The organism is Flavobacterium sp. 270 (assembly GCF_004368785.1).
Lineage (GTDB): Bacteria > Bacteroidota > Bacteroidia > Flavobacteriales > Flavobacteriaceae > Flavobacterium.
This window is the reverse complement of sequence record NZ_SODM01000002.1, coordinates 476,744-489,372: the sequence shown is the minus strand read 5'-3', so window position 1 is coordinate 489,372 and position 12,629 is coordinate 476,744. Positions and strand designations below refer to the sequence as shown.

Annotated in this window: 14 protein-coding genes; all 14 read right to left on the bottom strand. The window is 34.6% G+C overall.

The features are described from left to right. Positions 1–24 precede the first annotated feature (24 nt). The 14 genes from EV144_RS09465 to EV144_RS09400 all read right to left on the bottom strand — a co-directional run bounded on the left by EV144_RS09465 (position 25) and on the right by EV144_RS09400 (position 12,482). Entirely contained in the window at positions 25–1,464 is a 1,440-nt protein-coding gene (locus tag EV144_RS09465; RefSeq protein ID WP_134148273.1) for a NuoM family protein, read from the bottom strand. Between the two features lie 10 nt (positions 1,465–1,474). Then, the gene (gene nuoL, locus EV144_RS09460; RefSeq protein ID WP_134148271.1) at positions 1,475–3,358 is read right to left on the bottom strand and encodes an NADH-quinone oxidoreductase subunit L; all 1,884 of its coding nucleotides are present in this window, start codon (positions 3,356–3,358) and stop codon (positions 1,475–1,477) included. A gap of 6 nt (positions 3,359–3,364) precedes the next feature. Further along, complete coding sequence (gene nuoK, locus EV144_RS09455; protein ID WP_026982591.1) at positions 3,365–3,685, bottom strand: NADH-quinone oxidoreductase subunit NuoK; 321 nt, start codon at positions 3,683–3,685, stop codon at positions 3,365–3,367. Then, the gene (locus tag EV144_RS09450; RefSeq protein ID WP_134148269.1) at positions 3,685–4,224 is read right to left on the bottom strand and encodes an NADH-quinone oxidoreductase subunit J; all 540 of its coding nucleotides are present in this window, start codon (positions 4,222–4,224) and stop codon (positions 3,685–3,687) included. Before EV144_RS09450 ends, nuoK begins: the two co-directional genes overlap by 1 nt. Continuing rightward, positions 4,224–4,769 (bottom strand): NuoI/complex I 23 kDa subunit family protein, encoded by a 546-nt coding sequence (locus tag EV144_RS09445; protein ID WP_134148267.1) that lies wholly within the window; start codon positions 4,767–4,769, stop codon positions 4,224–4,226. Before EV144_RS09445 ends, EV144_RS09450 begins: the two co-directional genes overlap by 1 nt. Positions 4,770–4,930: 161 nt before the next feature. Continuing rightward, on the bottom strand, positions 4,931–5,989 hold the full coding sequence (gene nuoH, locus EV144_RS09440) for an NADH-quinone oxidoreductase subunit NuoH (protein ID WP_208326845.1): 1,059 nt from the start codon (positions 5,987–5,989) through the stop codon (positions 4,931–4,933). After that, on the bottom strand, positions 5,989–7,020 hold the full coding sequence (locus EV144_RS09435) for a 2Fe-2S iron-sulfur cluster-binding protein (protein ID WP_134148265.1): 1,032 nt from the start codon (positions 7,018–7,020) through the stop codon (positions 5,989–5,991). Before EV144_RS09435 ends, nuoH begins: the two co-directional genes overlap by 1 nt. A gap of 182 nt (positions 7,021–7,202) precedes the next feature. Then, positions 7,203–8,573 (bottom strand): NADH-quinone oxidoreductase subunit NuoF, encoded by a 1,371-nt coding sequence (gene nuoF, locus EV144_RS09430; protein ID WP_134148263.1) that lies wholly within the window; start codon positions 8,571–8,573, stop codon positions 7,203–7,205. A 1-nt stretch (position 8,574) separates the two neighbouring features. Next, positions 8,575–9,105 (bottom strand): complex I 24 kDa subunit family protein, encoded by a 531-nt coding sequence (locus tag EV144_RS09425; protein WP_047774917.1) that lies wholly within the window; start codon positions 9,103–9,105, stop codon positions 8,575–8,577. Positions 9,106–9,184: 79 nt separating this feature from the next. After that, positions 9,185–10,423 carry an NADH-quinone oxidoreductase subunit D gene (locus EV144_RS09420; RefSeq protein ID WP_134148261.1) on the bottom strand — a complete coding sequence of 413 codons (1,239 nt, stop codon included), beginning with the start codon at positions 10,421–10,423 and terminating at the stop codon, positions 9,185–9,187. 32 nt (positions 10,424–10,455) lie between these two features. Continuing rightward, positions 10,456–10,977, bottom strand: a complete 522-nt coding sequence (locus EV144_RS09415) for an NADH-quinone oxidoreductase subunit C (protein ID WP_134148259.1) — start codon at positions 10,975–10,977, stop codon at positions 10,456–10,458. 2 nt (positions 10,978–10,979) lie between these two features. Then, positions 10,980–11,528 (bottom strand): NADH-quinone oxidoreductase subunit B, encoded by a 549-nt coding sequence (locus EV144_RS09410; RefSeq protein ID WP_035686647.1) that lies wholly within the window; start codon positions 11,526–11,528, stop codon positions 10,980–10,982. Between the two features lie 150 nt (positions 11,529–11,678). Next, a complete protein-coding gene (locus EV144_RS09405) occupies positions 11,679–12,044 on the bottom strand; it encodes an NADH-quinone oxidoreductase subunit A (protein WP_134148258.1) in 366 nt (121 codons plus the stop codon). A 243-nt stretch (positions 12,045–12,287) separates the two neighbouring features. Then, a complete protein-coding gene (locus EV144_RS09400; protein WP_007137066.1) occupies positions 12,288–12,482 on the bottom strand; it encodes a cold-shock protein in 195 nt (64 codons plus the stop codon). Positions 12,483–12,629: the final 147 nt, after the last annotated feature.

Below are 12,629 nucleotides of genomic sequence, written 5' to 3'. Positions count from 1 at the left end.
CCTAATTTATTTTTATTTAAAATATTAATTCTTGTTGATAACGTTTAGAATGTTTTCTAAACTTGGCGTAATCAAATCTGTAATAGGTTTTGGATAAAATCCGAAGAATATTAAAACCGCAATAATTACTACTAACGAAATTCCTTCATTCACAGAAACATCTGCAAAAGGTTTAGCATTAGTTTCTCCCAACATTACATTCTGAAACATTTTAAGCATATAGTAAGCTCCTAAAATAATTGTAGTGCCGCCTAAAACAGCAAACCAAATGTTTATTTGAGAAAGACTATATAATACTGTAAACTCTCCAACAAAATTAAAAGTACTTGGAAGCGCAACAGAAGCTAACAGTAAAATTAAAAACATAGAAGTAAATTTTGGAGACTGTGTACGAATACCGCCCATCTCTGAAATATTTCTTGTTTCATATCTTCTGTAAATGATTTCTGCAGCGTAGAATAATCCAACTACTACAAAACCGTGCGCAATCATTTGCATTACAGCACCGCGTAAACCATCAAGAGTTAAAGTATAAGATCCTGCAGCAATTAATCCAACGTGAGCCAAAGAAGAATAAGCTAATAATTTCTTTAAGTCTTTTTGTCTCAAGGCTACGATAGAGCCGTAAATGACACCAGCAATTCCTAAAGCAATAAAAATATACATATATTCTTTTGCAGCAAGTGGCGCAATTGGCAATTGCCAGCGAATAACACTGTACAATCCCATCTTTAACATGATACCAGATAAAAGCATAGTTCCAACTGTTGGTGCTTTTTGGTACACATTTGCCTGCCATGTGTGGAAAGGAATGATTGGAATTTTAATAGCGTATGCTAAAAAGAAAGCCAGGAATATCCATAACTGCTCAGTTGCAGATAAGTTTAGTTTGTAGAAATCTTCGATTAAGAAACTTCCAGCTTTTTGGTATAAATAAATAAAAGCAACCAACATGAACAATGAACCTGCAAGTGTGTAAATAAAGAATTTAACCACTGCTTTTCTGCGTTCTTCTGCATCTCCGTTACCCCAGATAAGTGCAATAAAGTAAATTGGAATAAGTGCCAATTCCCAGAAAATATAATATAAAAGACCATCTGCAGCAAGGAAAGTTCCTGTCATTGCAAAAGCCATAAATAAAATTAAAGCATAAAAACCTTTAGCATTTTTATATTCATTTCCGAAAGAAGAGAATATAATAATCGGTGTTAAAGCAACCGTTAATAAAAGCATTGCAATTGCCAATCCGTCTGCATTTAGCACCAACGATACTTTTGGCTGATTGATCCAGGCATTTATTACGCTGATATTTTCGCCAGCACAAAAATGATTTAACAACACTAAAGAACATCCTAAAGCAGTTAAACTAAAGAACAAAGCTACTTTTGAAGCTAATTTATCACCAGAAAAATAAGTGACAAAAGCACCAAGTAGAAGAATAATTAATATAAGAGAAACGTTCATAGTTATTAAATTATTGAGCTAAAAATATATAGGAAACAATCGCACAAAGGCCTAAAACAAAAACAAAAAGATATAATCCGATACTTCCGGTTTGTAATTTCTTTCCTTGAAAAGCCAATTCATTAGTGATTTTACCTAATCCAAAAACAACAGCAGATAAGCCAGTTTCGACATAATCTCTAAAGAATCTTGATAATGCATTTATAGAACGAACGAATATTGCATCGTAAGCTTCGTCTACATAATATTTGTTGTATAAAACTTTGGCAACACCAGTAATGTTTTCGTCAGCTTCAGGAACATTATCTTGTTTGAAATATTTCACATAAGCGATTAAAATTCCAATTAATCCACCAAGAACAGCAACACCCATCAAAGTGTATTCTGTTGTTCCTAAATGGTGTTCTTCGCCAGCCACTTTAGTAAATAAAGGAGCTAAATATTCATTTAACCAACTGTTTCCAGGTAAACTGATTAATCCTCCAAAAGTGGCTAGAATTGCTAAAATGATTAAAGGGAAAGTAATTAAACCGTCACTTTCATGCAAATGATGTTTTTGCTCTTCAGTTCCTCTAAAATCTTTAAAGAAAGTTAAGAACATCAGTCTAAACATATAGAAAGCTGTCATGATAGAAGCAATAGATCCAATAACATAAAGAGGAATGTTATGGTGGAAGGCGGTCATTAAAATTTCGTCTTTAGAGAAGAAACCTGAAAAAAGTGGAACTCCAGAAATAGCTAATGATGAAATTAACATTGTCCAGAACGTAACCGGCATTGCTTTACGCAAACCACCCATTTTACGCATATCTTGTTCTCCGTGTAACCCGTGAATAACAGAACCTGAACCTAAGAATAAACAAGCTTTAAAGAAAGCGTGTGTGATTACGTGGAAAACGGCAACTTCATAAGCACCAAATCCTAACGCTAAAAACATTAACCCTAATTGAGAAACAGTAGAGTAGGCCAATACTTTTTTGATATCCGTCTGAACTAAACCTATTGTTGCTGCAACTAATGAAGTTACACCTCCAATAATAGCAATTACGTTTTGAACGTCTGGCGCTAAATCAAAAACAAAATTTAATCTCGTTACCATAAAGATACCAGCGGTAACCATCGTAGCCGCGTGGATTAATGCAGAAACTGGAGTTGGTCCAGCCATCGCATCAGGTAACCAAGTATATAATGGAATCTGTGCAGATTTACCACAAGCACCAATAAATAAACATAAAGCAGCTAAAGAAAGCAACGGAATATTTAGGTTTGAAGCTCCGGCAATTGCGGTTTTTAAAGTAGCATAATCTAAAGTTGAGAACATTGAACCAATAATGAACATTCCGATTAAAAGACCTAAATCTCCAATTCTGTTCATGATAAAAGCTTTTTTCGCAGCATCATTGTAATCTTGGTTTTTATGCCAGAATCCAATTAATAAGTACGAGCAAAGTCCAACACCTTCCCAACCGATAAATAAAACTAATAAGTTACTTCCAATTACAAGTGTAATCATGAAGAATACAAATAGATTTAAATACGCAAAAAACTTGTGCATATTCTCGTCATCATGCATGTAACTGATAGAGTATAAGTGAATCAAAGATCCAATTCCAGTTACGAAAAGCAACCAAAGAACCGATAATTGATCTAATAAAAATCCAAGATTAATTTTAAGATTACTAATTTGAATCCAGTCAAATAAAGTAACCTGAATGGCTTTTTGATCTGAAGTAATCTGAGAGAAAAGTAAAAGCGTAACTCCAAAAGAAACTACAACGGCAGCAGTCCCGATAATTCCGGAAACTGTTTTTCCTAAGCTTTTACCGAAAAAAACATTAAGTAAAAATCCTAAAAAAGGAGATAAAACTAAAACTAAAGCTAAATTGGTATCCATTTCTGTTTATCCTTTTAAATTTTTTAAATTATCGATACTAATTGAGCCTAAGTTTCTAAAAATAGAAACTAAAATTGCCAATCCTACCGCAACTTCTGCTGCAGCAACTGCCATCGAAAAGAATACAAAAACCTGCCCTTGTGCATCTTGATGGTATGTTGAAAAAGCAACAAATAAAAGATTTACAGCATTCAGCATGATTTCGATAGACATAAAAACGATAATAGCATTTCGTCTGTACAATACACCAAAAACACCAATACAAAAAAGTACAACACTTAAAAAGATGTAATTTTCAATACCTATTTGATTTAATATATTACCCATTATTTATTTAATTTTTCTTTTTTAGACAATAATACAGTTCCAATCATCGCTACCAAAAGCAAGATCGATGCAAATTCAAACGGAACCATATATTCGTTCAATAATATTTTACCTAATACTTGAATCGATTGGAAATCTTCGCCAGTAGAATCATACGCACCCATAATTGGTTTAGAGTTGATAAAAATGGCAATCAAAACAATTACGATCAAACAAAAAGAAACGATAGCACCCAAACGTGTAATTCTTGGTCGGTGCACATCTTTCTGCTCATTAAGGTTCATTAACATAATCGTAAACAGGAACAGAATCATAATCGCTCCAGAATAGACTATAATATGTACGACAGCCAAAAATTGAGCATTTAATAATAAATAATGTCCGGCAATAGAGAAAAAACAGATCACTAAATAAATAGCGCTGTGAATTGGGTTTCTGCTAAAAATGGTAAGGAAAGCAGTTGCAACAGTAATAAACGCTAAGAAGCAAAATATAATTTGTATAGTTGTTGCATGTGCAAAATCAGGTATATGTATCATTAGTTAGCGTTTTTAAGTTGAGCGTTTTTCATAGCCATTTCTAAAGGCATCACTAATTTATCTTTTCCAAAAATGAAATCTTCTCTTTCGTAGCTTGCAGGAACCAACACTTTTGAAGTTGTTAAGTAAATAGCATCTTTTGGACATGCTTCTTCACATAAACCGCAAAAAATACAACGTAACATGTTGATCTCGTAGATAGAAGCATATTTTTCTTCTCTGTACAAATGTTTTTCATCTGCTTTACGCTCTGCAGCTTTCATTGTGATAGCTTCAGCAGGACATGACAAAGCACATAATCCGCAGGCAGTACAGTTTTCACGGCCTTGTTCGTCACGTTTCAGCATGTGCTGACCACGGTAAACAGGACTCATTTCACGTACTTGTTCTGGATAATGAATTGTTACTTTCTTTCTGAAAAGGTGTTTAAGTGTAATAAACAAACCTTTTACAATCGCAACAAGATACAAACGCTCCAAAAAAGTCATCTCTTTATTAGAGACCATTTTTTTTCTACCCGATAATGATATAGTTTCTATCGACATTTTTAAACTTATGATTTATGATTTTCAACTTGAACAAACAAATTCAAAATCTATTTTATTTTTATTTGAAGCTAATCCTGCTCTCCGCTGTATCTTTTATTTTTTTAAAGGAAAAAAATAAAAGGATGCCGCTTCGATCAGGGCTAGGGTACTCCGGTATTTTAGAATCCTAAGAAAACAGCTATTTCGTGTCTTAAGATTACAACACCAGTAACGATGATATTTAAAATAGAAAGCGGAATTAAAATCTTCCATCCTAAATGCATCAATTGGTCATATCTAAATCTTGGAATCGTCCAACGAACCCACATATAGAAAAATATCCAGAAACAGATTTTAGCAAATAAAGCTGCAATTCCTAAAACATTTGCAATATTTACACCTGCATGTTCCGTCATCCAAGCCATACCTGGATAATTGTAGCCACCAAAAAATAATACAGATATAATAGTAGCCGAGATAAACATATTTGCATATTCAGCAAATAAGTAGAATCCCATTTTCATAGATGAATATTCTGTATGGTAACCACCAATTAACTCAGATTCACATTCTGCTAAGTCAAAAGGAGTTCTGTTTGTTTCAGCAAAAGCACAGATTAAGAAAATAAGGAAAGATAATGGCTGATATAATATATTCCAATGCCATTCAGCTTGCTGTAATGATATTTCTTTCAAACTTAAAGTTCCAGTCATCATCAATAAAGCAATCATTGACAATCCCATGGCAACTTCATAAGAAACCATTTGAGAAGCAGCACGAACAGCTCCCATCAATGAAAATTTATTATTAGAAGCCCATCCACCGATCATGATACCGTAAACTCCAACAGATACAACTCCGAAGAAATACAATAAACCAATATTAATATCTGTAGCCTGAAGAACAACTGTTCTGCCAAAAACTTCTAAATGATCTCCCCACGGAATTACAGCACTCGTCATTAAAGCCGTACTCATTGCAATTGCCGGTCCAAGAACAAATAAAAATTTGTTTGGAGTATTTGGCTCAAATTCTTCTTTAGAAAACAATTTCATACCATCTGCAAGTGGTTGTAATAAACCTCCCCAACCTGCACGGTTAGGACCTACACGGTCTTGTAAAAAAGCAGCTACTTTACGTTCTGCCCAAGTAGAATACATTGCCATAATCATGGTTACAGCAAAAACTACCACAATAACAACACTTTTTTCTATAATAAATGCACTATCTACCATCATTAAGAAATTTTATTGTTAGTGTTTAATGGAATTTCAGCCATACTGATTTTTTTACGGTCTTCGTCTCTACCTAAAAGTATATTCTTTTCAGTATCGATAGTAACTTTCTCTAATTTTTGAGTGTAGTTATTTTGGTTGATAACAGAATCTTTTTCAAATTCTCTTGGTCCTTCAATAACCCAGTCATTTACATCTTTGTGGTCAAAACGACAGCTGTTGCAGATAAATTCTTCTACTTCATGGTACTCGTCTTTACGACCAGTTACACGTTGAATTTCTCCTCCAAACATCCAAACCGTAGTTTTTCCACAACATCCCGGAGTAGTACATTCTCTGTGAGCATTGTAAGGTTTGTTGAACCAAACTCTTGATTTGAAACGGAAAGTTTTGTCTGTCAAAGCTCCTACAGGACAAACATCAATCATGTTTCCTGAGAATTCATTGTCAATAGCTTTTGAGATTCCGGTAGAAATATTAGCGTGATCTCCACGGTCTAATACTCCGTGAACTCTGTTGTCTGTCAATTGATCTGCAACTTGTACACATCTTTGGCAAAGAATACAACGGTTCATATGCAGTTGAATATTTGGACCAATATCTTCTGGTTCAAATGTTCTTTTTTCTTCAATAAAACGAGATTTTGGGTTTCCGTGCTCGAAACTTAAATTCTGTAAATCACATTCCCCAGCCTGATCACAAATAGGACAGTCTAATGGGTGGTTGATTAATAAAAATTCCGTTACAGATTTACGTGCCTCAGTTACCCTTGCAGACGATTTACTGTTTACTTCCATACCGTCCATACATCCTGTTACGCAAGATGCCATTAATTTTGGCATTGGTCTTGGGTCAGCCTCACTACCTTTGGAAACTTCAACTAAACAACAACGACATTTTCCGCCGCTGCCTTTTAATTTTGAGTAATAGCACATGGCTGGTGGTACTAAATCCCCTCCAATCATACGTGCAGCCTGCAGGATTGTTGTTCCTGGTTCTACGTCTATACTTTGACCGTCAATGGTTACTTTCATCTCTTTATTTTGTTTTTTTAGTTTCAGGTTTAAGGTTTCAATGCTGATAACTATCGGTATTGAAACTAGAATTACTTGAAACTTGAAACTATTTTAAACTTTTTTTGTTGAAAGTCGGAATATTGAAAAGAGTTTGCTGTCCTTTTTAATATTGTTAACTTTTTAACTTCTGCTTTATATTTTTATACGATTACTTTACCGCCTACTAAATGTTTAACCTGAGAAAAAGGCTCGGCAACAAAGTGTTCTCTGTTTTTGATTTTTTCCGGGAAACGAACGTGATATTCAAATTCATCTCTAAAGTGACGGATCGCGGCTGCTACTGGCCAAGAAGCTGCGTCACCAAGCGGACAAATTGTGTTTCCTTCAATTTTACTTTGAATACTCCACAATAATTCGATATCTTCTTCACGGCCTTGACCGTTTTCGATTCTCCATAATATTTTTTCTAACCAACCAGTTCCTTCACGGCAAGGTGTACATTGTCCGCAAGATTCGTGGTGATAGAAACGAGCAAAATTCCATGTGTTTCTTACTACACATGCTGTATCATTATAAACGATAAATCCTCCTGAACCCAACATAGATCCGGTAGCAAAACCACCATCACTTAGAGATTCGTAAGTCATTAATCTATCTTCTCCGTTTGCTGTTTTAAAAATTAATTCAGCTGGTAAAATTGGCACAGAAGAACCTCCAGGTACAAAAGCTTTAAGAGGTCTGCTAGAAGACATTCCTCCTAAGTATTCGTCAGAATTCATGAATTCATCCACACTTAAACCCAATTCAATTTCATAAACTCCAGGATTTTTGATGTGTCCAGAAGCAGAAATTAATTTAGTTCCTGTAGAACGTCCAATTCCAATTTTTGCATAATCGTCTCCAGAATTGTTTACGATCCACGGCACAGTTGCAATAGTTTCTACATTGTTTACAACCGTAGGATTTGCCCAAAGTCCAGACACAGCTGGAAATGGTGGTTTAATACGAGGATTTCCTCTTTTACCTTCTAATGACTCAATAAGCGCAGTTTCTTCTCCGCAAATGTAAGCACCAGCTCCACAGTGTACATGTAATTCTAAATCGTAACCTGTACCTAATATATTTTTTCCTAACCAGCCTGCAGCTTTAGCTTCGGCGATTGCTCTTTCTAAGATTTTGAAAACCCACATATATTCTCCACGAATGTAGATATAAGATAGGTTAGCGCCTAAGGCATAACTTGAAGTAATCATTCCTTCGATCAATAAGTGAGGAATAAATTCCATCAAATAACGATCTTTAAAAGTTCCCGGCTCAGACTCATCGGCATTACAAACTAAATGTCTTGGTCTTCCCGATTTTTTGTCAATAAAACTCCATTTCATTCCCGCAGGGAAACCAGCTCCACCACGACCACGTAATCCAGATTTTTTTACTTCTTCAGTTACTTCGTCCGGAGTAAGGGTTTTTAAAGCTTTTTCTACAGAAGCATAACCACCATTTTGGCGATATACTTCGTAGGTTTTAATTCCCGGAACATTGATTTTATCTAATAATATTTTTTGAGACATCTTATTTATCGTGTAATATTATTTTATCATCTCTACAATCAGCAATTAACTGATCGATTTTTTCTTCTGTCAATTTTTCTTTGTAGAAATCGCCTAACTGCATCATCGGAGCGTATCCGCAAGCACCTAAACATTCTACACCAGCAATGGTAAACATTCCGTCTGGAGTTGTTTCGCCCATTTTAATGCCCAATTTTTCAGAAGTATAATCCATTAAATTTTCGGCACCATTTAAACAACAACAAGAAGTCTGGCAGAATTCGAACATATATTTTCCAATTGGTTTTTGGTTGTACATGGTATAAAAAGTAACCACTTCATAAACCTCAATTGGTTTGATGTGCAAAATTTCAGCAACTTTATCCTGTAATTCAGTACTTAACCAGTTGTCATGCGCATCCTGCACTTCATGCAGAACAGGCAGTAAAGCCGATTTTCTTTTATCTTCAGGATAATGACTGATCAATTCATTGATGCGGTTCATCAATGCCTCAGTCATGTTTATTTCTTGTTTGTAATGTTTTCTTTCCATTTTATTCTTGTTTTGCCACAAAGGCACAAAGGCACAAATTTTTTAATCTAAATTCTGAAATCTAAAATCTGTAATTTTTTTATGCGTCTAATTCTCCTGCAATTACATTCAAACTTGATAAAATTACAATCGCATCAGACAGCAAAGCACCTTTGATCATGTCTGGATACGCTTGGTAATAAATAAAGCAAGGTCTTCTAAAGTGTAATCTGTATGGAGTTCTGCTTCCGTCAGTAACTAAATAAAATCCTAATTCTCCGTTTCCACCTTCAACTGGGTGATAAATTTCTGCAACTGGTACAGGTACTTCTCCCATTACAATCTTAAAGTGGTAAATTAAAGATTCCATATTATGGTATACATCTTCTTTTGGAGGAAGGTAGTAATCTGGAACTTCTGCACGGTATTCATTTCCGGCAGGCATCTTATCTAATGCTTGACGAATAATGCTTAAACTTTCCCAAACTTCTGCATTACGCACGCAGAAACGATCGTAAGTATCACCTGATTTTCCAACAGGAACAATGAAATCGAAATCTTCGTAAGAAGAATAAGGATGCGCCACACGAACGTCGTAATCAACTCCGGCAGCACGTAAGTTTGGACCTGTAAATCCGTAAGCCATTGCTTGTTCAGCAGAAATAGCTCCTACGTTTACAGTTCTGTCAAGGAAAATTCTGTTTCTTTCGAATAAGTTTTCGAATTCTTTCCAGGCAACTGGAAATTCTTCAAGGAAAGCATCAATTTTTTTGAAAGCTTCTGGAGTCCAATCTCTTTCAAATCCACCAATTCTTCCCATATTGGTTGTTAAACGAGCACCACAAATTTCTTCGTAAATCTCGTAAACTTTTTCTCTAAATTGAAAAACGTATAAGAAACCTGTATACGCACCAGTATCTACACCAAGAATCGAATTACAAATCAAGTGATCTGTAATACGGGCAAGCTCCATCACGATAACTCTTAAATATTGTGCTCTTTTAGGAACTTCAATATTCAATAATTTTTCTAAAGTCATCCACCATCCCATATTATTAATAGGAGAAGAGCAATAGTTCATACGGTCTGTAAGCGGCGTGATTTGATAAAAAGGACGATTTTCGGCAATTTTTTCGAATGCTCTGTGGATGTAACCAATAGTTGGCTCAGCCTCAAGAATTCTTTCACCATCCATCAATAAGATATTCTGAAAAATACCGTGAGTAGCTGGGTGAGTAGGACCTAAATTCAGAACAGAAAGTTCGCTTCCGTCGTCGTTTAATCTCTCCTTAATTATTTTAGCATAGCGATGCTCTGGTGGTAATAATAGTTCTGACATTTATTTAATGTGAAAAATTATATGATTTTTTCTTAGCAATTTGTTGTTGTTCTTCCAAAGAATCTGTCGTCTTTGTCCGTTCTTCCGCTGTCTTCCATTGGGAATTCTTTTCTCATTGGGAAAGACACCATTTCATCCATATTTAAAATACGTTTCAATTGTGGATGTCCGATAAAATTAACTCCGAAGAAATCGTAAGTTTCTCTTTCCATCCAGTTTGAACTTGGGAAAATATTTGAAATTGATTTGATCTCCGGTTTTTCACCATTGATGTATACTTTGATTCTTAAACGTTTGTTTTCGTACCAATTGTGCAAATGATATACAATTGCAAACTGACGATCTGTTTCGTTATCCGGATAATGAATACCGCATAAATCTGTTAAGAAGTGAAAACGTAAATCAGAATCGTTTTTTAGGAATAGAATTAAAGCTGTTATTTTATCAGCAGATGTTTCCAGAGTAAAAATATCTCTTTCTTCACGGAAGTTAAAAACACTTGAATCAAATGTTTCGGTAAGTTTATCCTGGATCAGGTTATTTTCTAAAGCCATTTTTATGAAATGTTATATGAAGCTAATAATTCTTGGTATTCTGGAGAACTTCTGCGTCTTACAGATTCTGATCTTACCAAATCTTGAAGTCTCATAACTCCATCTACAATTTGTTCTGGTCTTGGAGGACATCCTGGTACATAAACATCAACCGGAATAACTTTGTCAATTCCTTGCAAAACTGAATAAGTATCAAAGATCCCACCTGATGAAGCACAAGCTCCAACTGCAATTACCCAGCGAGGCTCAGACATTTGTTCGTAAACCTGTCTTAAAATAGGTGCCATTTTTTTAGAAATAGTTCCCATTACCAATAACATATCTGCCTGACGTGGAGAGAAACTCACACGCTCAGATCCAAATCGTGCCAAATCGTAATGTGAAGCCATTGTAGCCATAAATTCGATACCACAGCATGAAGTCGCGAAAGGAAGAGGCCATAACGAATTGGCTCTTGCCAAACCTACAACATCATTTAGTTTTGTAGCGAAGAATCCTTCTCCTACAACTCCTTCCGGCGGTGCAACCATATTTACTTTTGAATCGCTCATTTTATTTTAGATTTTAGACTTTAGATTTTAGATTTGGGTAAATCGTTAAATAAAAAATCAATTTTTTTAAATCAGTATTTTAATTTGAATTCAAACTTTAAATCGCAATAATAGATAAATCTAAAATCGAAGATCTAAAATCTAAAATCATTATTCCCACTCTAAAGCTTTCTTTTTGATGATGTAGAAAAAACCAACCAAAAGCAAAGCCATGAAAACGATCATTTTAAGCATTCCTTCAATTCCTAAATCTTTGAAGTTTACTGCCCAAGGGTAAAGGAAAATAACCTCTACGTCAAACAAAACAAATAATATAGCAACAAGGAAATATTTTACTGAAAAAGGAATACGGGCATTACCAACAGATTCGATACCGCACTCAAAGTTTTTATCTTTAACTTCAGAAGTTCTTTTTGGGCCTAATTTTCCAGAAACTATGATTGTTCCTACCACAAAACCAACAGCCAGAATGCACTGCATTAAAATAGGAATGTAATTGTATTGATCAGATTGCATAAACTTAGGTTTTTTACTTAAAAAATGAGCCACAAAGATAACTTGCAACTCTGTAAATCACAAGCTAAATGCGGATATAAGTAGGTGCGGAAAGTCTGTTTAAGTCTAATTTTTATTCATTATAAATAACTTTGCGTTTTTTTAATATTTTTTTAAGATTTGGACAAAAAAAAACGTCTCGAAATTAATCGAAACGTTTTTAAAACCATTCAGAGGCAAAAAAAATAAATTGCTATATTTTTCTTAGATTACTGCTACTTTAGCAGCAACTTTCCCTTTTCTTCCTTCTTCTTCTTCATAGCTTACACGGTCACCTTCGCGTAATTCTTCCGCGTTAATTCCTGAAGCGTGAACGAAGATATCTTTTCCTGTTTCTTCGTCTGTAATGAATCCATAACCTTTAGATTCATTGAAAAATTTTACTGTACCTGTACGCATTGTAATTGTAATAATAATTTATAATGAAGCAAATGTAAGATATAAATTCATACAAAAGACAAGAAGGTGTTAATTTTTTGTAAAAATTATTGATTTACAGTGTTTTTGCTATTTATATTGCGTTGGTTTGAGTTTCAATAGTCTTTA

Coding starts and splice junctions, on each gene's coding strand:
- EV144_RS09465 (WP_134148273.1), bottom strand. CDS start 1,464: ATGAACGTTTCTCTTATATTAATTATTCTTCTACTTGGTGCTTTTGTC.
- nuoL (WP_134148271.1), bottom strand. CDS start 3,358: ATGGATACCAATTTAGCTTTAGTTTTAGTTTTATCTCCTTTTTTAGGA.
- nuoK (WP_026982591.1), bottom strand. CDS start 3,685: ATGGGTAATATATTAAATCAAATAGGTATTGAAAATTACATCTTTTTA.
- EV144_RS09450 (WP_134148269.1), bottom strand. CDS start 4,224: ATGATACATATACCTGATTTTGCACATGCAACAACTATACAAATTATA.
- EV144_RS09445 (WP_134148267.1), bottom strand. CDS start 4,769: ATGTCGATAGAAACTATATCATTATCGGGTAGAAAAAAAATGGTCTCT.
- nuoH (WP_208326845.1), bottom strand. CDS start 5,989: ATGATGGTAGATAGTGCATTTATTATAGAAAAAAGTGTTGTTATTGTG.
- EV144_RS09435 (WP_134148265.1), bottom strand. CDS start 7,020: ATGAAAGTAACCATTGACGGTCAAAGTATAGACGTAGAACCAGGAACA.
- nuoF (WP_134148263.1), bottom strand. CDS start 8,573: ATGTCTCAAAAAATATTATTAGATAAAATCAATGTTCCGGGAATTAAA.
- EV144_RS09425 (WP_047774917.1), bottom strand. CDS start 9,105: ATGGAAAGAAAACATTACAAACAAGAAATAAACATGACTGAGGCATTG.
- EV144_RS09420 (WP_134148261.1), bottom strand. CDS start 10,423: ATGTCAGAACTATTATTACCACCAGAGCATCGCTATGCTAAAATAATT.
- EV144_RS09415 (WP_134148259.1), bottom strand. CDS start 10,977: ATGGCTTTAGAAAATAACCTGATCCAGGATAAACTTACCGAAACATTT.
- EV144_RS09410 (WP_035686647.1), bottom strand. CDS start 11,528: ATGAGCGATTCAAAAGTAAATATGGTTGCACCGCCGGAAGGAGTTGTA.
- EV144_RS09405 (WP_134148258.1), bottom strand. CDS start 12,044: ATGCAATCTGATCAATACAATTACATTCCTATTTTAATGCAGTGCATT.
- EV144_RS09400 (WP_007137066.1), bottom strand. CDS start 12,482: ATGCGTACAGGTACAGTAAAATTTTTCAATGAATCTAAAGGTTATGGA.